Annotated in this window: 20 protein-coding genes; 9 read left to right on the plus strand and 11 right to left on the minus strand. The window is 69.6% G+C overall.

The genetic code is table 11. From position 1 onward, the window contains the following. On the minus strand, positions 1 to 1,113 hold the full coding sequence (locus ACSQ9E_RS28895) for a 3-deoxy-7-phosphoheptulonate synthase (protein WP_436219827.1): 1,113 nt from the start codon (positions 1,111 to 1,113) through the stop codon (positions 1 to 3). A gap of 118 nt (positions 1,114 to 1,231) precedes the next feature. Between ACSQ9E_RS28895 and ACSQ9E_RS28900 the strand changes: the two genes are divergently transcribed. Continuing rightward, on the plus strand, positions 1,232 to 1,591 hold the full coding sequence (locus tag ACSQ9E_RS28900; protein ID WP_436219828.1) for a VOC family protein: 360 nt from the start codon (positions 1,232 to 1,234) through the stop codon (positions 1,589 to 1,591). Here the strand turns inward: ACSQ9E_RS28900 and ACSQ9E_RS28905 are convergent, their stop codons facing one another. The 4 genes from ACSQ9E_RS28905 to ACSQ9E_RS28920 all read right to left on the minus strand — a co-directional run bounded on the left by ACSQ9E_RS28905 (position 1,592) and on the right by ACSQ9E_RS28920 (position 5,577). Continuing rightward, on the minus strand, positions 1,592 to 2,095 hold the full coding sequence (locus ACSQ9E_RS28905; protein WP_057200436.1) for a C40 family peptidase: 504 nt from the start codon (positions 2,093 to 2,095) through the stop codon (positions 1,592 to 1,594). It abuts the gene before it with no gap. 97 nt (positions 2,096 to 2,192) lie between these two features. Further along, on the minus strand, positions 2,193 to 3,875 hold the full coding sequence (leuA, locus tag ACSQ9E_RS28910) for a 2-isopropylmalate synthase (protein ID WP_436219829.1): 1,683 nt from the start codon (positions 3,873 to 3,875) through the stop codon (positions 2,193 to 2,195). Between the two features lie 299 nt (positions 3,876 to 4,174). Next, positions 4,175 to 4,870, minus strand: coding sequence for an MOSC domain-containing protein (locus ACSQ9E_RS28915; protein WP_436219830.1), 696 nt, complete (start codon positions 4,868 to 4,870; stop codon positions 4,175 to 4,177). Continuing rightward, complete coding sequence (locus ACSQ9E_RS28920; protein ID WP_436219831.1) at positions 4,867 to 5,577, minus strand: glutamine amidotransferase; 711 nt, start codon at positions 5,575 to 5,577, stop codon at positions 4,867 to 4,869. Before ACSQ9E_RS28920 ends, ACSQ9E_RS28915 begins: the two co-directional genes overlap by 4 nt. A gap of 40 nt (positions 5,578 to 5,617) precedes the next feature. On the opposite strand from ACSQ9E_RS28920, the gene ACSQ9E_RS28925 reads away from it, so the two are divergent. Both ACSQ9E_RS28925 and ACSQ9E_RS28930 read left to right on the plus strand, forming a co-directional pair. Further along, on the plus strand, positions 5,618 to 6,928 hold the full coding sequence (locus ACSQ9E_RS28925; RefSeq protein ID WP_436219832.1) for an aminotransferase class I/II-fold pyridoxal phosphate-dependent enzyme: 1,311 nt from the start codon (positions 5,618 to 5,620) through the stop codon (positions 6,926 to 6,928). Positions 6,929 to 6,979: 51 nt separating this feature from the next. Further along, complete coding sequence (locus ACSQ9E_RS28930; RefSeq protein ID WP_428002972.1) at positions 6,980 to 7,345, plus strand: YciI family protein; 366 nt, start codon at positions 6,980 to 6,982, stop codon at positions 7,343 to 7,345. 166 nt (positions 7,346 to 7,511) lie between these two features. Here the strand turns inward: ACSQ9E_RS28930 and ACSQ9E_RS28935 are convergent, their stop codons facing one another. Next, a complete protein-coding gene (locus tag ACSQ9E_RS28935; protein ID WP_436219833.1) occupies positions 7,512 to 11,465 on the minus strand; it encodes a WG repeat-containing protein in 3,954 nt (1,317 codons plus the stop codon). A 138-nt stretch (positions 11,466 to 11,603) separates the two neighbouring features. After that, complete coding sequence (locus tag ACSQ9E_RS28940; protein ID WP_436219834.1) at positions 11,604 to 12,491, minus strand: LysR family transcriptional regulator; 888 nt, start codon at positions 12,489 to 12,491, stop codon at positions 11,604 to 11,606. 120 nt (positions 12,492 to 12,611) lie between these two features. Here ACSQ9E_RS28940 and ACSQ9E_RS28945 point away from each other — a divergent pair, with 120 nt between their 5' ends. The 6 genes from ACSQ9E_RS28945 (at position 12,612) to ACSQ9E_RS28970 (ending at position 17,494) form a co-directional block, all read left to right on the plus strand. Beyond that, complete coding sequence (locus tag ACSQ9E_RS28945; protein WP_436219835.1) at positions 12,612 to 13,937, plus strand: M20 metallopeptidase family protein; 1,326 nt, start codon at positions 12,612 to 12,614, stop codon at positions 13,935 to 13,937. A 196-nt stretch (positions 13,938 to 14,133) separates the two neighbouring features. Then, the gene (locus ACSQ9E_RS28950) at positions 14,134 to 14,550 is read left to right on the plus strand and encodes a YciI family protein (protein WP_436219836.1); all 417 of its coding nucleotides are present in this window, start codon (positions 14,134 to 14,136) and stop codon (positions 14,548 to 14,550) included. Positions 14,551 to 14,583: 33 nt separating this feature from the next. Continuing rightward, positions 14,584 to 15,117 carry an SRPBCC family protein gene (locus tag ACSQ9E_RS28955; RefSeq protein ID WP_436219837.1) on the plus strand — a complete coding sequence of 178 codons (534 nt, stop codon included), beginning with the start codon at positions 14,584 to 14,586 and terminating at the stop codon, positions 15,115 to 15,117. Between the two features lie 77 nt (positions 15,118 to 15,194). Then, on the plus strand, positions 15,195 to 15,605 hold the full coding sequence (locus ACSQ9E_RS28960; protein WP_436219838.1) for a VOC family protein: 411 nt from the start codon (positions 15,195 to 15,197) through the stop codon (positions 15,603 to 15,605). A 2-nt stretch (positions 15,606 to 15,607) separates the two neighbouring features. After that, positions 15,608 to 16,900, plus strand: coding sequence for an RNA polymerase sigma factor (locus tag ACSQ9E_RS28965; RefSeq protein WP_436219839.1), 1,293 nt, complete (start codon positions 15,608 to 15,610; stop codon positions 16,898 to 16,900). A gap of 63 nt (positions 16,901 to 16,963) precedes the next feature. Continuing rightward, positions 16,964 to 17,494 carry a GFA family protein gene (locus ACSQ9E_RS28970; protein ID WP_436219840.1) on the plus strand — a complete coding sequence of 177 codons (531 nt, stop codon included), beginning with the start codon at positions 16,964 to 16,966 and terminating at the stop codon, positions 17,492 to 17,494. Between the two features lie 4 nt (positions 17,495 to 17,498). On the opposite strand, the gene ACSQ9E_RS28975 is transcribed toward ACSQ9E_RS28970, so the two are convergent. The 4 genes from ACSQ9E_RS28975 to ACSQ9E_RS28990 all read right to left on the minus strand — a co-directional run bounded on the left by ACSQ9E_RS28975 (position 17,499) and on the right by ACSQ9E_RS28990 (position 19,620). After that, a complete protein-coding gene (locus ACSQ9E_RS28975) occupies positions 17,499 to 17,984 on the minus strand; it encodes a ribonuclease HI family protein (protein ID WP_436219841.1) in 486 nt (161 codons plus the stop codon). A gap of 19 nt (positions 17,985 to 18,003) precedes the next feature. Further along, entirely contained in the window at positions 18,004 to 18,261 is a 258-nt protein-coding gene (locus ACSQ9E_RS28980) for a DUF3297 family protein (RefSeq protein ID WP_436219842.1), read from the minus strand. Between the two features lie 101 nt (positions 18,262 to 18,362). Then, complete coding sequence (locus ACSQ9E_RS28985) at positions 18,363 to 18,992, minus strand: 3'-5' exonuclease (RefSeq protein ID WP_436219843.1); 630 nt, start codon at positions 18,990 to 18,992, stop codon at positions 18,363 to 18,365. A 28-nt stretch (positions 18,993 to 19,020) separates the two neighbouring features. Further along, on the minus strand, positions 19,021 to 19,620 hold the full coding sequence (locus ACSQ9E_RS28990; protein ID WP_436219844.1) for a DUF6151 family protein: 600 nt from the start codon (positions 19,618 to 19,620) through the stop codon (positions 19,021 to 19,023). Positions 19,621 to 19,658: the final 38 nt, after the last annotated feature.

The raw sequence follows: 19,658 nt of genomic DNA on the forward strand, positions 1-19,658 counted from the left end.
TCAGCCCTTGCGTGCGCGGCGTGCGCGCACGGCCTGTGCCAGGCCTTCGAGCACCGGCACGGTCTGCACGAGGCTGATGCAGGCGTCCGTCACCGAGACGCCGTGCGCCAGCGGCTGGCCGGGCACGATGTCCTGGCGGCCTTCCTGCAGATGGCTCTCGACCATCAGGCCGGTAATGCGCGCATCGCCCGCGGCGATCTGGCGCGCCACGTCCTCGGCCACGGTGACCTGGCGCTGGTGCTGCTTGCTGCTGTTGGCGTGCGAGACGTCGATCATCACCTGTGGGCGCAGGCCGGCCGATTGCAGCATGGCGCAGGCGGCGTCCACGTCGGCCGCGCTGTAGTTGGGCGCCTTGCCGCCGCGCAGTATCACGTGGCAGTCGTTGTTGCCACGCGTCTCGAAGATCGCCGCTTGGCCCATCTTGGTCATGCCCATGAAGGCGTGGGGCGCGCTGGCCGCCTGGATGGCATCGCTGGCCACCTTCACGCCGCCGTCGGTACCGTTCTTGAAGCCCACCGGGCACGACAGCCCGCTGGCCAGCTGCCGGTGGCTCTGGCTTTCCGTGGTGCGGGCGCCGATTGCGCCCCAGCTCACCAGGTCGCTGATGAACTGCGGGCTCAAGAGGTCCAGGAACTCCGTTCCCACCGGCAGGCCCAGTGCCAGCACGTCGAGCAGCAGCGCACGCGCCATCTCCAGCCCCTCGTTGATGGCGAAGCTGCCGTCCAGGTGCGGGTCGTTGATGTAGCCCTTCCAGCCCACGGTGGTGCGTGGCTTCTCGAAGTACACGCGCATCACCACCAACAGGTCGTCCGCGAGCGCATCGGCCTGTGCCTTGAGCGCCCGTGCGTATTCCATGGCCTGGCCGTGGTCGTGGATGGAGCACGGCCCCACCACCACGACGAGGCGGTCGTCGTGCCCGTGCAGCACGCGCGAGATCGCGGCGCGGCTGGTTTCCACCAGCGTCTGCGCCGCCTCGGGCGCGGGCTGCCACTCCTGCAGCAGGGCCGGCGTGATCAGCGGGCGCACGGCCTTGATGCGGGTGTCGTCGATGCGGGTCGTGTCGTGGGTGGACAGCGCGGTGGTCGCGGGGGCGGTGTGTACGTGGAGGGTCATGGGCGCCATTTTCGCCTTGGATGCCGGAGGGCTTTGCGCCAGGGTGCTGTCCTACAGCGTTTCACCCACGCCGCAGATATACCTATAGCCAGTCCCACCCCCGTCCCCAGGAGTTTCCATGGCCATCCAGAATGCCCTTGCCAGTGTCGCTGTCAGCAGCCTGCCCGACGCGGTGCAATGGTATGGAGCCTTGTTCGAGCGCGGACCCGATTCGCAGCCCATGCCCGAACTGGCGGAATGGACCCTGCCGCAGGGCGGCTGGCTGCAGGTCTACCAACTGCCCAGGCGCGCGGGCCGCTGCTCGGTCACGCTGGCGGTGGACGACATCGACGAACAGGGCGAGCAACTGGAGCGCATGGGGGTGGACACCGCCCAGCGCTCGAACAGCAAGAAGGTGCGCGCCATCCTGGTGACGGACCCGGACGGCAACCACCTGGCCTTTGCCCAGGCCCTGGGCGGTCAGCGCCTGGCGAGTTGATCAAGGCCGGCGGAAGGCGGGCCTTTGCCCGGCCCAGTGCTTGGCACTGAGGTAATCCAGCCGCACCGTGCCGCCGCTCGAAGGCGCATGCACGAAGCGCCCCTCTCCCACATAGATGCCGGCATGGTTGGGTTGGCGTCCGGTGCCGAACACCACCAGGTCACCCGCGCGCAGCTCACCGGACTCGAGCGGGTAACCCCAAGAATTGAGCGCGGCCACGGTGCGCGGCGGCGGCGTGCCGACCTGGTTGCGGTAGACATAGCCGATCAGCCCGCTGCAGTCGAAGCCTGAATCCGGCGTATTGCCGCCGTAGCGGTAGGGCGTGCCCACCAGGCCCAGCGCATGGATGGCAATGCCGTGCGCCTGGTCCGGGCTCAGCGGCGGCGTCGTGCGGACCGGGGCGGACGGAAAAGAGGAGGACGACGACGAGGGGGGCCGGGAGGTGCCGCAGCCTGCGATCAGCAGCGCAGCGGACACCAGGGCCAGACAGGAAAGAACACGCATGGATCGCAAGCGTACCGCACCCTGTGCGCGGGGGTGAATGCCCCGCCGTGGCAACTGCCTTTTGTGAAGGCATCGCCACTGTTGTCTCCGTCTTCGTTTACACCGTTGCGGTCGCTGCCCGGGCGCCTTCGCGGCGCTCGGCGAGCCGGTTGGCTACGCTCACGATGGCCTGCACCGAGGCGGTCACGATGTTGTGGCTGGTGCCGGCGCCGAAGGTGGAGCCGGCCACGCCGTCGAGCGCCGCCTCCACGATGGCCAGGGCCTGGGCGTTGGCGCCCGTGCCGGTGGCGCGCTCCTCGTAGTGGTCCACGCGCAGCGGCAGGCCCAGCGCATCCACCGTCGCGGCAATCGGGCCGTTGCCCTGGCCTTGCAGGGTGTGGCGCACGCCGTCGATGCTCACATCGAGCTCGATGCCCTGGCCGTCATCGGCCAGCCTGTGGCCATGGCAGACGATGGCCGCGTCGGGGCCGCTGGCCAGGTAGGTGGACTGGAACAGCTTCCACAGCGCATCGCCGGTCATCTCGCCCTCGCTGGCGTCGGTCTGGCGCTGCACCACGGCGCTGAACTCCACCTGCATGCGCCGGGGCATCACCACGCCGTGCTCGCGCTCGAGCAAAAATGCAATGCCGCCCTTGCCCGACTGGCTGTTTACGCGGATCACGCTGTCGTAAGTGCGGCCGAGGTCTGCCGGGTCGATGGGCAGGTAGGGCACTTCCCACAGGCCGTTCGGGTCCTGCGCGGCAAAGCCCTTCTTGATCGCGTCCTGGTGCGAGCCCGAGAACGCGGTGAACACCAGGTCGCCCGCATAGGGGTGGCGCGGGTGCACGGGCAGCGCCGTGCATTCCTCGGCCACGCGCGCCACGGCGGTAATGTCCGAGAAATCCAGCCCCGGGTGTACGCCCTGGGTGTACATGTTGAGCGCCAGGGTCACGATGTCCACGTTGCCGCAGCGCTCGCCGTTGCCGAAGAGGCAGCCCTCCACGCGGTCGGCGCCGGCCATCATGGCCAGCTCGGCCGCGGCCACGCCCGTGCCGCGGTCGTTGTGCGGGTGCACCGAGAGCACCACGTGTTCGCGCGGCGCCAGGCGCCGGTGCATCCACTCGATCTGGTCGGCGAACACGTTGGGCGTGGCGTTTTCCACCGTGGTCGGCAGGTTGATGATGATGCGCCGCTCTGGGCCCACGCCCCAGGCGTGGATGGCCGTCTGGCAGGCGCGCAGCGAGACTTCGAGCTCGGTGGCGCTGAAGGTCTCGGGCGAGTACTGCAGCGTCCACTGCGTCCCGGGCTGGGCATCGGTCAGGCGCTTAAGGTGCGAGACATGCTGGTCGATGAACTCCATGACCTGCGTCACGTTCATGCCGAAGACGATGCGCCGCCAGGCCGGTGCCGTGGCGTTGTACAGGTGCACGATGGCGCGCGGCGCGCCGCGCACGGCCTCCACGGTGCGCTCGATCAGGTCGGCTCGCGACTGCGTCATGACCATGAGGGTCACGTCCTGGGGCACCAGGTCTTCATCGATCAGGCGGCGCACGAAGTCGAAATCGGTCTGCGAGGCGGCCGGAAAGCCCACCTCGATCTCCTTGAAGCCGATGCGCACGAGCTCCTGGAACAGGCGCATCTTGCGCTCGCCGTTCATCGGCTCGAACAGGGCCTGGTTGCCATCGCGCAGGTCGGTGGACAACCAGATCGGCGCCTGGGTGATGGACCGCGAGGGCCAGGTGCGGTCGGTGAGCGCAACGGGGGCGATGGGCTGGTACTTGGTGGCGGGCTTGGCGATCATGAGAGGCTCCACGAACGCTGTGCGGCGCGCCATCTGAAGGGAAGGCGCTGCCTGCACAGCAGGTCAAACGAATGAAAAACGAGTGACGTCCCCTGCAGCCCTTTGCGTGGAAGCAAAGGCTGGTTCGCGGGCCGGGGTCAGGGGGAAATCAGGTGTTGCGCGACGTGGCGGCAACGATGGCGAACGCAGGCAGACCCCGGCCAGGCACTAGGCCTAGCGATAGGGTGGATAGGGACATGCTGCGTTGCATAGCAGGAAATCCTAGCACAGGCCTGGCCGCGCTGCCAAGCCCTGGGTCTTCAGACCCCTTGGGTGCGCCGGCTCCAGTCCTCCACCGTCCCCTGCTCCAGCCGCCGTGCCACCAGCTTCTGCCATGCCGCCGGCAAGGGCAACGCCGCCAGTTCGCGCAGCAGCGCGGCATCGAGCACGCGGTGGTAGAGCACCCCGATCACGCGCGCCAGCGGCCAGGCCGGGTACGGGCGTGCCACCAGCGTGATGGCGTCACCCGCCTGCACGGTGCCGAGCGCGAGCACGCGGTAGTACCAGCCGGTGCGGCCTGTGCGCTGCAGGCGCAGCGCCATGTCGGGCAGGCCGAAGCGGGTGTTGAGCTTCCAGCACGGTTGGCGCGTCTGCGTGACCTCCAGCAGCACGCTGCCCATGCGTATGCGGTCGGCCCAGCACAGGTCGGCCTCGGCCATGCCGGTGCTGGCGATGTTCTCGCCAAAGGCCCCCGGCTGCTCCAGCACGGGCAGATCACCGAGCTCGCTGCGCCACAGCGCGTAGTGGTCCAGCGGGTACTGGTGCACGGCCTTGTCGGGGCCGCCGTGGATGCGGATTTTGCCCTGCTCGTCGCCCTGCAGGCCGGCCGCGTCCACAGGCACCGGGCCCGCGACGGCCTGCTTGGCAATGGCGCTGCGTGTGTCCGGCCGGTCGCCGAACGGCACGGCGGCCCCACGCAGCACGGCCGCCACCTGGCCCAGCAGCACGGCGGTCATGCCCCGCCGACCTCGATGCCGTCGAGCCAGGCGCCGAACACGGCCTCGGCCGCATGGGCCAGCGCCGCGCCGTGCTCGCGCGCCCCGGCGCGCAGCGCATGCAGATCTACGCCGGCCGCAGCCAGCTCGCAGGCATGGCCCACCAGCCACTGCTCGATGCGCGAGAGGTCCGCTTCCAGGTGGAACTGCAAGGCGAGCGCATGCGTGCCCACGGCAAAGGCCTGGTGCGGGCACAGGGGCGTGGTGGCCAGGTTTTCGGCGCCGGGTGGTATTTCGAACTGGTCGCCATGCCAGTGCAGCACCGGCGTGCCCTGGGCCAGGGGGGCCAGCACCGAGCGTTCGCCGCCTGGCGTAAGGGCCAGCGGCGCAAAGCCGATCTCCTTGTGCCCCATGGGCGCCACGCCGGCACCCAGGGCCCGCGCCATGAGCTGTGCACCCAGGCAGATGCCGAGCACCGGTAGCCGGCGCGCCAGCCGCTCGCGCAACAGCGCCAGCGTGTCGGCGAGAAACGGGTAGGCCGTTTCGTCGAAGGCGCCGATGGGCCCGCCCAGCACCACCAGCAGGTCAGGTTCTGGGTGCAGGCTGTCCTCCAGCGGCCCCACCCCCGCATCGTGGGTGCGCACGGAATAGCCGCGCTGCTGCAGCACAGGGGCCAGCAGGCCCAGGTCCTCGAAGGGCACATGGCGCAGCACGAGCGAGGTCTTCATGGTGGTTTCCATTTTTGTACTAGTACATTAAAATGAATGTATGAGTACATTGTACGTTTCCGGAAAAACCACTGCGGACATCGCCGACAGCCTGCTGGCCGCCATGCGCGACGGAACCTTGCCGCCTGGCAATCCCCTGCCTGCGGTGCGCGTGGCGGCGCAGCAACTGGGCGTCAACCCCAACACTGTGGCGGCTGCGTACGCGCGCCTGCGCGATGCCGGCCATGTCGTGACCGATGGGCGCCGTGGCACGCGTGTGGTCGAGCCGCCCGAGCGCATGCCCCACGCCTATGCCGTGCCCCAGGGCCTGCGCGACCTGGCCAGCGGCAATGTCGATGCGGCCCTGCTGCCCCAGTTGCAGGGCGGCGCAGCAACCTGGGCGGCACTGACCTCCTCTGCGGGCTACGACGCCCCGGCCGACCTGCCCGCACTGCAGGCCGAGGCGCGCCAATGGCTGTCGGCCCAGGGCCTGCCTTGCGAACAGATCGCCGTGTTCTCCGGCACGCTCGATGCGGTGGAGCGGGCCCTGCGTGCGCACACGCGTCCGGGCGAGCGCGTCGCGGTCGAAGACCCCTGCTGGCCGCCCATGGTGGCGCTGCTGCACAGCCTGCGCCTGAAGCCCGTGCCGCTGTCCGTGGATGGCGAAGGCGTGTGCATTCCCGATGCCGGGGTGCTCGCAGGCTGCACGGCCCTGGTGCTCACGCCCCGCGCGCACAACCCCACGGGCGCGGCGCTCAGCCCCGCGCGATGGAAGGCGCTGCACGGCCAACTGCAGGCGCTGCCCCACCTGCTCGTGGTGCTCGATGACCACTGGGGCCCGCTGTCCGCCGCGCCACTGGCCATGGCCGCATCACTTCCCCCGCTGTGGCTGCACGTGGTGTCGGTCAGCAAGTTCCTCGGGCCCGACGTGCGCGTGGCGCTGGGCACGGGCAGCCCTGCCCTGCTGCAATCCATGCAGGCGCAGCAGGCCCTGGGGCCACGCTGGGTCAGCCGCATCCTGCAAGGCCTGGCGGCAGGCCTGTGGCGGCAGATGCGCGAGGGCAGCGCGCTGGCGCAGGCCGGCGGCTCCTACGCCGCGCGGCGCCAGGCCCTGGTGCAGGCGCTGGCCGCGCAGCAGGTCGTGCTGGCGCCCGGCGAGGGCCTGCACCTGTGGCTGCCCGTGGCCGACGAGGCGGCCGTGGTGCAGTCCATGGCCTCGCGCGGCTGGGCCGTGCAGGCCGGCACGCCGCTGCGCCTGGCCAGTGCCCCGGCCGTGCGCGTGAGCCTGGGCGAATGCCGGCCCACGGATATGCCGCGCCTGGCCGCCGACCTGGTGCAGGCGCTGCGCACGCCGGGCCGGGCCGTGTTCTGAAGACGCTTCTAGAATCGCGCCCATCCCCACCATTCACTGCCGGAGATCCCCATGCCCTACATGCTGCTCATCATGGAACCCCCAGGCCAGCGTGCCGAGCGCGGCCTGGCCAAAGGGCAGGAGGTCTATGCGCGCATGCAGCGCTTCGGCGCCGGCCTGCAGGCGCGTGGCCTGCTGCTGGGTGGTGAATCCCTTGCCAACGACACCCAGGGCGTGCGCCTGCAGGTGCGTGAAGGCCAGCCGCGCCTGGTCGACGGCCCCTTCGCCGAGACCAAGGAAATGATCGGCGGCTTCTTCCTCGTGGACTGCGCCACGCGCGAAGAGGCCCTGGCCATCGCGCGCGAATGCCCGGCCGCCGAATGGGCGACCATCGAGGTGCGCGCCATCGCCCCCTGCTACGACGGCGCGACAGCCTAAGAAGGTGTGAACGAACCCGACATGCCCGTTCATCCCTCCAAAACACGCGCGCTCGTCGTTGCAGATGCTCGCCATAGCCCGAGCTATGTCTCCGCTTTGCGCCTAGATCGCACGCGTTTTGGCGGCCTGCTCGGACACGCCGGGTCCATTCACACCTTCTGAGCGCTCAATCCTCGCCCTTGTCCTTGGCCTGGGCCGCATAGACCAAGCCGATGCGCCGGTACATCCAGCGCCAGGCGAACACGTAGAGCATCACCACCAGGCAGGCCACGCCCAGCCCGGGCCTGAACGGCGTGGAGAACACAAAGCGCCAGGCCCAGTAGAGCTCCGAAAAGCCCATCAGCGCAAAGGTGCCCAGCCCCACCCATGGGCCCTCGGCGCGCCAGGCGCCCACGGACACGAATGCATGGCTGACCAGCGCGGCCAGGCCCAGCACCAGGTTGGTCACCATGGCCAGGAAGGGTCGCACCTCGAACCACCCGGCCAGGCCCTTGAGCCTCGCGGTGTCGTCGGACTTCGCACCCAGCATGGTCTTCAGGATAAAGGCCGTGAACATGCCCCTTTGCTGCAGCCCGCCCGATGCCGTGGCGTCCTTGGTCATCAGCGAATCCACGAGCCGGCGCGTCAGCCAGTCGCCGCTGGCAGAACCGGTCGAGCTGTCTGCGTCCTCCTCGGCGCTCAGCTGTTTCATGGCCTCCCGCACCTGGGCACGCAGTGCCTCGGGCACATACTCCATGGCACTGCTGCTGCGCCGCACCGCGTGCGCGCACACCATGACCGTGCGCAGCGCCTCGGGCAGGTATTCCAGGCGCCAGCCACCACCGCTCACGTACTCGATGCAGGCCTCCTCGCCCAGCATGGCTGGGGGTATCTGCTCGAACTGCTTGACGCCCTGGCGCAGGGCCGCGGCGTAGCGTGCCGGTGTCATGAGCCGGCGCGGCACGAAGCGCACCGTGTCCTCGTCGACCGCCATGGCCACATCCACCATGGCATGGGTGATGCGCTCGCGCGGAATGTCCGCCAGCGTGCGCGGGTGCGACTGCAGCTGGGCCAGCAGCGCACCATCGTCGGCCGTGCCGGCCTGCTCCTGCACCAGCGCCTGCAGCCAGCTGGTGTCCTCCTCGTCGTTCCACTGCGCGCTGTACGGTGACTGCAGGGACAGCACGGTCGATGCCTCCAGCGCCGCCTCGGCCTCGCGCCCGAGTTCCATGTAGGCGCTGGCCAGCACATAGTTCGCATGCTGCTCGTAGCGCATCTGCGGCAGCCCCAGCTTCGCGTCGGCGATGGCGCCCTCGTAGTCCTCGTCCCAGAGCTTGACCCACGCCCGGTAGCCGTGCCAGTGGCTGCCCTCGCGCGGCTCGCCCTCCTTGCGCGCCCCGGCCAGATCGTCCTCGATCAGTTGCGTGGTGACGGCCAGGCGCAGGGCCTCGGGCACGTGCGGGAACACGTCCGAGCGGTCCTTGAGCGCGGCCACGCACACCGCAACGCTGCGCAGCGGCTCGGACATCTTCTCCAGCGACAGGCCATTGACGCGGGCCGACACCAGGCACAGCTCAGGGGTAACCAGTTCGGGCGGAATCTCCTCGATCAGGCAGCCATAGTCGTGCTGCACGGCCAGCGCAGCCAGCTCTGGCGTGATCTTCGCCTTGTCGATGTAGCTGATGTTGTAGACGTCGGCCTTGAGCGCCGCCTTCTCCACCGCATCGGTGCGCAGCCAGTGCGCCAGGTCGCGCAGCGGTGCCTGTGCGCGCACTGCCTTGAGTGCCAGCTCCGGCGTCAGCAGGCAGCCCCACACGTCGCCCAGGCTGTTGTGGTCCCATTCCTTGGGGATGCGGCTGTTGCGCTCGTCGCGCCAGTGCCAGTCGGACTCTTGCGCGTACAGCTGCCGGGCCAGCGCCAAGGCCTGTGCGGTCATGCATTCGGGCGGGATGCTGGCCGCCGAGTTCACGCCCTGGCGCACCAGCGCCTCCAGGCGCTCGGGCGTCTGGAAGGCCGGCGGCACAAAGGCCAGCGCCTCCACCTCGTTGGCCAGGGCGGCATCCACCATCGCGTCGTCCAGCCACTGGGCGGGCACCTGGCCAATGGCATAGCGGTCGCTGCCCACGGCCTGCAGCCATTCGGCGCGCGTCTGGGGCTTGGGGCGCTCGCCGGATGCGCTATCGACCTCCCCCTCATCCCCCCCTTCATCGCCCGCTTCATCGCCCGCTTCATCATTGCCGCCATCGCCGTCCTCAGCGCCCTGCGACACCAGGCCGCTGCGTGCACGCCGTGCCGTCTCCAGGGCGTCCAGGCTCGGGGCCACCATCAGCCACAGCTCCCACCAGGCATCGCCATCGCCAGAGTCGGAGCTCTTGTACAGCGTGACCCATTGCTCGCGCGACTCGTGCAGCACACCGGTATCGCCCGGCAGGGCCTGGGCCATCGGCACCGCCCAGGCCTGGGTACGTTCAGCGCCGTGCCAGGGTGCGGCGTGTTCGGGGTCCGGGTCGGCCGGGCCGTAGCGGGCCTCCAGCGCCTGCAGCATCGCCTCGCGGGCCTGGTTCACCGCGTCGCTCAACTCAGAGCACAGGAACTCGTAGGGGCCGTTGTGCTCCTCGCTGATGTAGGTGCGCATCACCCGCCGCAGCACCACCGCGCGATTCGCCTGCACGGTGTCCTCATCGTCGTCCCCGTCCTCATCATCGTCGTCGTCGCCATCTGGCGAGGGCTCGCGCTCCAGCGTCTGGCCCGCAGCCAGGCGGTGCAGCCGGGCCTCGGCTTCGGCCAGCAAGGTCTCGGCCAGGGGAACGATGCCGTCCAGCGTGTCGATGCCCTCCAGGTGGTCGGTGATGGGTGGCAGGAAGAAGGGGTGGGGCGCCCGGCAGTCGCCCTCTTGCGCGTCGCTGCGCCACAGCGCCTGGCCCTGCGCATCGAGCAGCGTGGCGTGCTGTCCGTCGTACTGCGCGCGCCAGACCACGGCGCCATCGCGGTCGAGGTACGCCACCTGCCCATCGCGCGTGAGAAACGGCACCAGCGGCGTGTCGTTCATCTCCTCCACCAGCCATCCATCGCCGTTCGTCAGGGGCTCCAGCAGGGGCTCTGCCAGGCTTGCCACGCGGCCATCGGGGTGCAGCAGGGCCCAGGCGGCGGGCCGGCCTGCGTGGCCCTTGTGCGCTGCCGATGCGGCGGTGCGCACCACCGCAAAGCCGCCTTCCGAGCGGAAGTGGCTGCCGTAGACCAGCGACGGCGTGTCCAGCGCCTTGCCATCCGCGCGCAGATAGCCGGCGCCGTTGTAGTCGCTGCACACCATGCCGTGCACCATGTGTCTGGACAGGTGCCGCTCGCCCTTGATCACCACGCGCCCCTTGGCGTCCAGGTAGCCGTGGCCGTTGTCCCACGAGTCGGGTTCGTCGAAGTAGGCCAGCCCCTGCTTGTTGAAGGCCCGGATGTCTGGGTAGCGGGGCTCCAGCACCCACTGCCCGCGTGCATCGATCAGGCCATACGTCTCCCCATCCAGCGATGCGGCGGTGGCGGGCTGCTCGCCGAACGGCAACGCGCGCTGAAAGCGCGGCTCGATCACCCAGCGGCCCTGGCCGTCGACATAGCCATAGGCGAGCTGGTTCGTGCCCTTGGCCTTGCTCACCGCGCGCGCCAGTGCGCCCGCGCCGAAGGTGCTCAGTTCGCGAAAGCTCTCCTCGCAGGTGAACTTCCCTTCGCGGTCGATGATGCGCCAGGAGTTCTTGCCCACCATCACCGCACACAGCCCGCCGCGAAACGGCCGCGTGTCCTCAAAGGCCGGTGCGATCACCACCTCGCCCGCCAGGTTCACGAAGCCCCAGCGCCCGCCCTGGCAAAAGCGTGCCAGGCCGTCTTCGGAATAGTCGCGCGCGTTCTCCAGCGTGGGGGGCACGCGCCAATGGCCTTCGGCGTCGATGTAGCCCCAGCAGCCGTCCCCCGCCATGGCCGCGGCGACAAAGCCACCCTCGCCATCGGCGTTGAAACGCATGATGGCGCGCAGGCCCTCGGGTGGCGCAATGGCCCGGCCCGGGTGCACGATGAGCAGCGCGAATGCCGCGCCATCGGCCGACAGGGGAATGCTGGCGATCCAGGGTGCTGCGATGGGAGGGGTGTGCTTGTTCATGCGGTGGTGGGTCCTTCGCATGATCGTAAGGGCCGCCTGCGCCGTGGCCGGGCTCGCGGCGGTCCTGGCGGGCACAAAGACCGCAATGTGGGCAATTTTTCACGGTCGCCCCTTTCGCCGCTGTCCTGCATGGCCAGGCTATGGGGTTGCGATGCCCCGGGCTGCCGTGCGCACCGCTTCGAGAAACTTCTGTGCCGCCGGCGTCGGGATGTGGCCGCGCCGCGTGACGGCGCTGATGGTCAGCTCCGGCAGGCGGGTCTGCACGGGAATCGCGCGGATACCGTGGCGCGCCAGCTCCCGGTCGAGCGCCGGACGTGCGAACACGCTGATCAGATCGCCCCGGCCCACCAGCGCGCGCGTGATCTCCATCGAGCGGCTGACCACGATGCGCTCGGGCGCGGGCACGCCGCTGCCGGCGAACAGGTCTTCAACCATGGCGCGGTCCCAGCCCACCCACTCCTCGTGCTGCAGTGCCGCCAGGCTGCGGGCCCGCGCACGCGGATGGCCCACCCGCGCGCAGATGGCCAGCGGCGTGGTCAGCAGCTCCTCGCAATCCACGTCCGGGCCGACGCGCTCCAGGCGGTGCTGCACCAGGGCCAGGTCCAGCAGGCCCTCGCGCAAGGCGGGCAGCACCAGGGGCGCCAGGCCCTCGCTGAACTCCAGCGCGGTGGCTGGCAGCTCGGCGCGGAACAGTGCCAGCGCCTGCTGCAGCAGTGCCATGGCCGGTACCGAGGACAGCGCCACGCGCACGCAGCCGAGCTGGCCGTCGCGCATCTGGCGCAGCTCGTCGCGCGCCCTCTCGGCCTCCTGCTCCAGCAGGCGCGCGCGGCGCTCGAAGGCCAGGCCGTATTCGGTGGGCGTGACGCCATGCGCGCTGCGCACGAACAGCGGCACCGCCAGGTGTTCTTCCAGCTCACGGATCGCGCGCGAGATTGCCGGCTGGGTGATGTGCAGCGCATTCGCCGCCCGGCGGATGCTGTGCAGCTCCACCACCGCGAGAAAGGCCTTGAGCTGGTGCGGTTTCATCGAAGTCTCCGGTACGCAGGGTGATGCATTTTGGTTTTCACGTGAATGAAATTGTGACTGTTCGCGGTATGGGCTTGGTACTAGAGTTGCCGGTCGTCGTCCAACCCGAAGGTCCTTTCCATGAAACACCGGCTCCTGCCGCTGGCCGCTCTGCTTGCCAGCCTGGCGATGTCCGCATCCGCCCAGACCACGTCGCCCCTGGCCCAGCGCGTGCTGGCCTTGTCCGATGCGGCCGAACCCCAGGTGATCGCCTGGCGCCGCCACATCCACCAGCACCCCGAGCTGTCCTACGAAGAGGTCCAGACCGCGGCCTACATTGCGGCGGCGCTGGCGAAAATGCCCGGCATCGAGGTGCAGACCGGCATCGCCAAGACCGGCATCAAGGCCGTGCTGCGCGGCGGCAAGCCGGGCCCGGTGGTGGCCCTGCGCGCCGACATGGACGCTCTGCCCGTGCAGGAGCGCAACGACCTGCCCTTCAAGTCCACGGCGCGCGCGCAATGGCGCGGCAACGAGACGCCGGTGTCCCACGCCTGCGGGCACGACACGCACGTGGCCATGCTGCTGGGCGCGGCGCAGGCCCTGTCCAGCGTGCGCAGCGAACTCGCGGGCACGGTGGTCTTTTTGTTCCAGCCGGCCGAGGAACTGGGCCCGGGCCTCGTGCCCAGCGGTGCCAAGGCCATGATGGAGGCCAAGGTGCTCGACAACCCCAAGGTCGATGTCGTCATGGGCCAGCACATCAGCGCCCGCGCACCGGGCAACACCCTGGCCTACCGCGCCGGCAGCTTCATGGCCAGCGGCGATGTGTTCAACATCAAGCTCCAGGGCAAGGGCGGCCACGGCTCCTCGCCCTGGACGGCCAAGGACCCGACGCTGGCGGCCGCCGAGATCGTGCTCGCCCTGCAGGGCATCATCAGCCAGCAGATCGACCCACTCGACGGCCCCACCGTGGTCACCGTGGGCCTGCTGCAAAGCGGCAATCGCGTGAACATCCTGCCCGACACGGCCGAGATCGGTGGCACCGTGCGTTCGCTCTCGGCGCGCAACCAGAAGGTCGCGCACGACAGCATCCGCCTCAAGGCCCAAAAGATCGCCGAGAGCGCGGGCCTCACCGCCGAGGTCACCATCGACACCGGCTACGAGGTGGTGGTGAGCGATCCGAAGATCACGGCTGCCCTGGCCCCGGCCTTCGCGGTCGCCGCCGGTGGCGCCGACAAGGCGAAGGAAGTGCTGCCTTCCATGGGCTCGGAGGACTTCGGCTCCTTCGGCGGCAGCGGCGTGCCCGTGGTGTTCTGGAACCTGTATGCCTCGCCGTTCGGCGACAAGTCCGGTGCGCCCAACCATTCGTCGGAGTTCGTGATCGACGAGAAGGCGCTGCGCATCGGTGTGCGCGCCCTCACCAGCGCCACCCTCGCCTACATGGCGCAGAACCCCGCGGCCAAGCGCTGACCGCCGCGCTTTCTTTGCAAGCAGCCCATGCCGTGCCCGGCATGGGCTGTTCTCATTGGGGGATCGAAATTTTCTAGGTACAAACCCCGATTTTTCGGAATCCGTGTCGATTCCGGGGGCGCCTGTCCGTCGTGGAGGATAAGCGCAGGGAATTTCCATCCCCTGCACAGGGACTTCCACACACAGGAGATGTGCCATGCGATTCATGATTCTGGTCAAGGCCAGCCCGGAGAGCGAAGCCGGCGTGCTGCCCGGCGAGGACATGCTGGCCGTGATGGGCGCCTACCACGAGGAGCTGTCGCGCGCCGGCGTGCTGCTCGATGGCATGGGCCTCAAGGCCAGCGCCCAGGGCTGGCGCGTGCGCTACGGCAGCGACGGCCAGCGCACGGTGGTCGATGGGCCCTTCACCGAGACCAAGGAACTGATCGCCGGCTACACGCTGATCCAGGTGCGCTCGCGCGACGAGGCCATGGAGTGGGCGCGGCGCTTTCCCAACCCGCGCGGCGAGGGGCTTGACGCCGAGATCGAGGTGCGCCCGGTCTTCGAGCTCGATGACTTCGCACCCGGTGACGGCGTGCAGCGCTTTCGCGACATCGAAGCCGCGCGCGGCTGAACCCGGTTTCCCACTACCACCCAAGGAATCACCATGATCAAGACCATCGCCCTCATCGTGCTGGCCGCCCTGGCCCTGCTGCTGGCCTATGCGGCCACCCGCCCCGATACCTTCCGCGTGGAGCGCAGCCGCGTGATCGAGGCCCCGCCCGAGCGCGTGTTCGGCCTGGTCCAGGACCTGCGCCAGTTCAACACCTGGAACCCCTACGAGCGCAAGGACCCCGGTGCCAAGGGCGAGTACAGCACCGCCACCGCCGGCCCCGGCGCCCGCTATGCCTGGCAGGGCGACAAGGTGGGCACGGGCAGCATGGAGATCACCGAGGCCACGGCCCCAGCCCATGTGGGCATGAAGCTCGACTTCGTCGCCCCGTTCGAGGCCCACAACCGCGTGGACTTCACGCTCCAGCCCGAGGGTGGCAGCGCCCAGGCCACCCGCGTCACCTGGGCCATGCACGGCCCCGTGCCCTACCTGGCCAAGCTCATGCACCTGTTCCTCAACATGGACCACATGGTCGGCAAGGACTTCGAGGACGGCCTGGGCTTCCTCGCGGCCGAGGCCGCCAAGTGATCCTGTCCGGCTTTCGCATCACCCCCTGTTTTCCACGTCCGTTATCCCTTATCGTTTCATCCACTCAGGAGACCGCCATGCAACACCAGATGATCTTCGTCAACCTGCCCATCAAGGACATGGGCCGCTCGCAAGCCTTCTTCCGCGCGCTGGGCTATGACTTCAACCCGCAGTTCACCAACGAGCAGGGTGCCTGCCTGGTGCTCGGCGAGAACCTCTTCGTGATGCTGCTCGTCGAGGAGTTCTACAAGACCTTCACCGACAAGGCGGTGGCCGATGCGCGCAAGACCTCCGAGGTGCTGGTCTGCCTGTCGGCCCAGAGCCGCGAGGAGATCGACACCCTGGTGGCCAAGGCCGTGGCCGCCGGCGCCACGTCACCGCGCGCACCGCAGGACTATGGCTTCATGTACGGCCATGGCTTCGACGACCTGGACGGCCACACCTGGGAGTTCGCCTACATGGTCGATGCCAGCAAGGCACTCGGCTGACCATGGCTGCGCCCAGCCCCGATGCCCTGCACCGCACCATCGAATCGGTATGGCGCATCGAGGCCGCGCGCATCATCGCCCGCGTGGCGCGCATGACGCGCGACGTGGGCCGGGCCGAAGAGCTGGCGCAGGACGCACTGGTCTCGGCCCTGGAGCACTGGCCCGCCAATGGCCTGCCTGACAACCCCGCCGCCTGGCTCATGACCACCGCCCGCAACCGTGCCCTGGACCACCTGCGCCAGCAGGCCATGCAGGCGCGCGAGCACGAGGCGCTGGGCCATGACATGGAAGCACTCGAAGCCCAGTACACCCCGGATTTTGTCGATGCCCTGGACGCGGCGCGCCAGGACGACATCGGCGACGACCTGCTGCGCCTGGTCTTCACCGCCTGCCACCCCGTGCTCTCGACCGAGGCGCGCGTGGCGCTCACGCTGCGGCTGCTGGGCGGCCTGTCCACCGTGGAGATCGCACGCGCCTTCCTCGTGCCCGAGGCGACGGTGGCCCAGCGCATCGTGCGCGCCAAGCGCAGCCTCACGGCCGCGCACGTGCCCTTCGAGGTGCCCGGCGCGGCGGAGCGCGCGCCGCGCCTGGCCTCGGTGCTCGAAGTCATCTACCTCATCTTCAACGAAGGCTATGCCGCCACCGCAGGCGACGACTGGATGCGCCCTGCCCTGTGCGGCGAAGCCCAGCGCCTGGTGCGCGTGCTCGCCGGCCTCACGCCCGACGAGCCCGAGGTGCAGGGCTTGGTGGCGCTGCTGGAGATCCAGGCCTCGCGCCTGCCCGCGCGCACCGATGCCGAGGGCCGCCCCGTGCTGCTCCTGGACCAGGACCGCTCGCGCTGGGACCCCCTGCTGGTGCGCCGCGGCCTGGCCGCGCTCGACCGGGCCGAGCAACTGGCCCGCGCCGGCCACCCCTGGGGGCCCTACGCGCTGCAGGGCGCCATCGCGGCCTGCCACGCGCGTGCGCGCCGCGCCGAAGACACCGACTGGCAGCACATCGTGGCGCTGTACGACGCGCTGCTGCAGGTCTCGCCCTCGCCCGTCGTGGCGCTGAACCGGGCCGTGGCCGTGGGCATGGCCGACGGCCCCGGCGCCGCACTGGCCCTGGTCGATGCACTGGGCGCTGACCCTGCCCTGCGCGACTACCACTGGCTGCCCAGCGTGCGCGGCGACCTGCTGGCCAAGCTGGGCCGCAATGGCGAGGCGCGTGCGCAGTTCGAGCTGGCCGCTACCCTCACCCGCAACGCGCAGGAGCAGGCCCTGCTGCGGGCCCGCGCTGCGGACTGCGGCGCGTGAAAAGACGGGAGTGACAGGGCGCGGCTTTTGCCGTAACGTGCGGCCGTCCACGGAGTGATCGCCATGCAGTTCCCGTCCACGCCCCCGTTCCCGCTCGAAGGCGGGTGCGACTGCCACCATGTGCGCTACCGCATGGAAACGGCACCCCTGTTCGTGCATTGCTGCCACTGCCGCTGGTGCCAGCGCGGAAGCGGCGCCTCCTTCGCCCTCAACGCCATGATCGAGGCCGACCGCATCCGCCTGCTGGGCGGCCCGCCGGTGCTGGTCGACACCCCGTCGGAAAGCGGCCTCGGCCAGAAGATCGCGCGCTGCCCGCACTGCCATGTGGCCGTGTGGAGCCACTATGCGGGTGCGGGCCCGCTGGTGTCCTTCGTGCGCGTGGGCACGCTCGATGCGCCCGACCACCTGCCGCCCGACATCCACATCTTCACGGCTTCCAAACAGCCGTGGGTGGTGCTGCCGGCGGGTGCCACGGCGGTGCCCGAGTACTACGAGCGCGAGGACCATTGGCCACCCGAAAGCCTGGCGCGCCGCCAGGTGCTGCTGCCCAAGATCGCGGCCTACCGGGCGTCGATGGGCTTCGACCCCCTGTGAGCGGTCAGGGCGGCGGGCTTCTGCGCTGCTTCTTTCGCGGCAGGCCGCGCAGGGACGGGTGTACCGAAGGCTTGGGCGGCGCACCCAGTGCCGCACGCGCCAGCGCATCGGCCTCGCCATTGCGGTGGCGCGCAATCCACTGCATTTGTACCTGATCGAAGCTTTTCAGCAGGGTGCGTGCTGCGGCGTACAGGGGTTCCAGGCGCTCAATGGGGGGATTGGCAACTGCGCCGAGCTGCTCCACCAGGACGGCGCTGTCGCTGTAGACCTGCAATGTGGTGGCGCCGCGGGCGCGGGCTTCGGTCAAGGCCATCACCAGCGCACCCAGTTCGGCCTCGTTGTTGCAGCCGGTGGTGTGCGTCGCCTGCGACAGGGCGTGGCGCGTGCCGTCGGGCGCGACCAGCACGGCGCCCAGGCCCATGCGGCCGGGGTTGGGTATGGCGCTGCCATCGCAGTGGATCACCCAGGCCGCCGGGGCCAACCCGTCCATGGAATCGGCGGAAAAGGGCTTATCCAGGCTGGCGGTAGAAGGCTTCCACCGTGCCCTTGAGCTTGATCATCAGCGGCTGGCCCTTGCGGTCCAGCGTCTTGCCGGCGGGCACCTTCACCCAGCCTTCGCTGACGCAGTATTCCTGCACGTCAGAGCGGTCCTTGCCGTTGAAGCGGATGCCGATGTCGTGCTCGAACACGGCCGCGACATGGTGCGGGCTGCGCGGGTCCACGGACAGGTGGTCGGGCAGGGGTGGGGCTTGGGTGGTATCGGTCATGGGAAAAATGGTGTGAATCGGTTCAGGAAGGCAACCGCGCATTTTCGGCGATTCGCCGCATGCCCGCGCCGGCAAACAAGGGTTGCGGGCAGGGAGATCGGTCAGCAGGGTAGCGGCACCGCAGGCTTGCCATGCTGTGCGAGCAGCTTGCCGATACCGGGCTTGGCGCAGCGCTGCAGCGCCATCAAGAGCGCATGGCCGGGCTCGGCCACGCCCCAGCGCTGGCGCAGGTCGTGCTGCATGCGCGCCAGCAGCTCGGCGGCCATCTCGGCATCGGCCAGGGCCCGGTGGGCCTGGCCGGTGCGCGGCAGGCCGTGGTAGTCCACCAGCGTACCGAGCTTGTGGCTCGGCGCCTCGGGGTACAGCCGGCGCGAGAGCAGCACCGTGCAGGCGAACGCGTGCGGCGCGGCCACGCCGGCCAGCGCCAGCTCGGCCTGCCAGAACTTGCTGTCGAACGCGGCGTTGTGCGCCACCATGGGCGCATTGCCCACGAAGCGGGCGGCGTCCTGCATCACGCCGGCGGCCTCGGGCGCGGCATTCACCATGGCATTGGTGATGCCCGTGAGCTGGGTGATGAACGAGGGGATCCACACGCCGGTCTTCATCAGGCTCTGGAAGCGGTCGACCACACGACCGCCCTCCAGCAGCACGATGGCCACCTCGGTCGCGCGGGCGCCCTGGCCGGGCGAGACACCCGTGGTTTCAAAGTCGATGACGGCGATGGGAGGCATGGCGGGTCGGGTGGCGGGCGGCAGTGCCTCAGGGGCCGTCATTGTGCGCGGCGGCGTGTTCGGCTGCCGACAGAACCACCGGTACTGCCACAGGCGCACCGGTCTTGGCATCGAAGAACGGCGATTTGCGGTAGGAGCCCGTGAGCAGCGCTTTGGCAACGAGGCCCAGCATGCGCGCAATGCCCGCCAGCTCGCCCGAGCTGCCGAAACCGGGCGCGCCCAGTGCACTCTTGACCTGGGTGCGCATGGTCACCGGGCCGAAGCTGGCGTCCAGCGATGCGCCACGCACGCTGGTGTGGACCAGGCCGGTGAACCCCATGCGTCGGTCGGCCATGGTGTTGCCGATGGGCGTGTTGCAGCACGCGGCATACCAGCGCAGCATGCCCTTGTCCGTCAGGCGCAGGCAGGCCAGCGACTCCTGGCCCTGGGTGAAGGTGACGTTCGCTGCAGGCACCTGGATGACCTCGGAACCGCCGAACGCGTCCAGCACGTCGGCCTGTGCCCCCAGGTGGCGCGCAAACGCCCGGCAGTCTCGGCAGTAGCAGACGCAGCGGGTGGAGGGCGCGGTGGGCTGGACGAGTCCGCGGACCTGTCCGCAGCGGCATGCGATGGGGTGGCTGGAAGGCACGGGTGGGGGCTCCTGAAGAAGCGGGCGGCGTCGCGCGG

The sequence above is a fragment of the Acidovorax sp. LjRoot118 genome, from assembly GCF_964253575.1.
Lineage (GTDB): Bacteria > Pseudomonadota > Gammaproteobacteria > Burkholderiales > Burkholderiaceae_C > Acidovorax.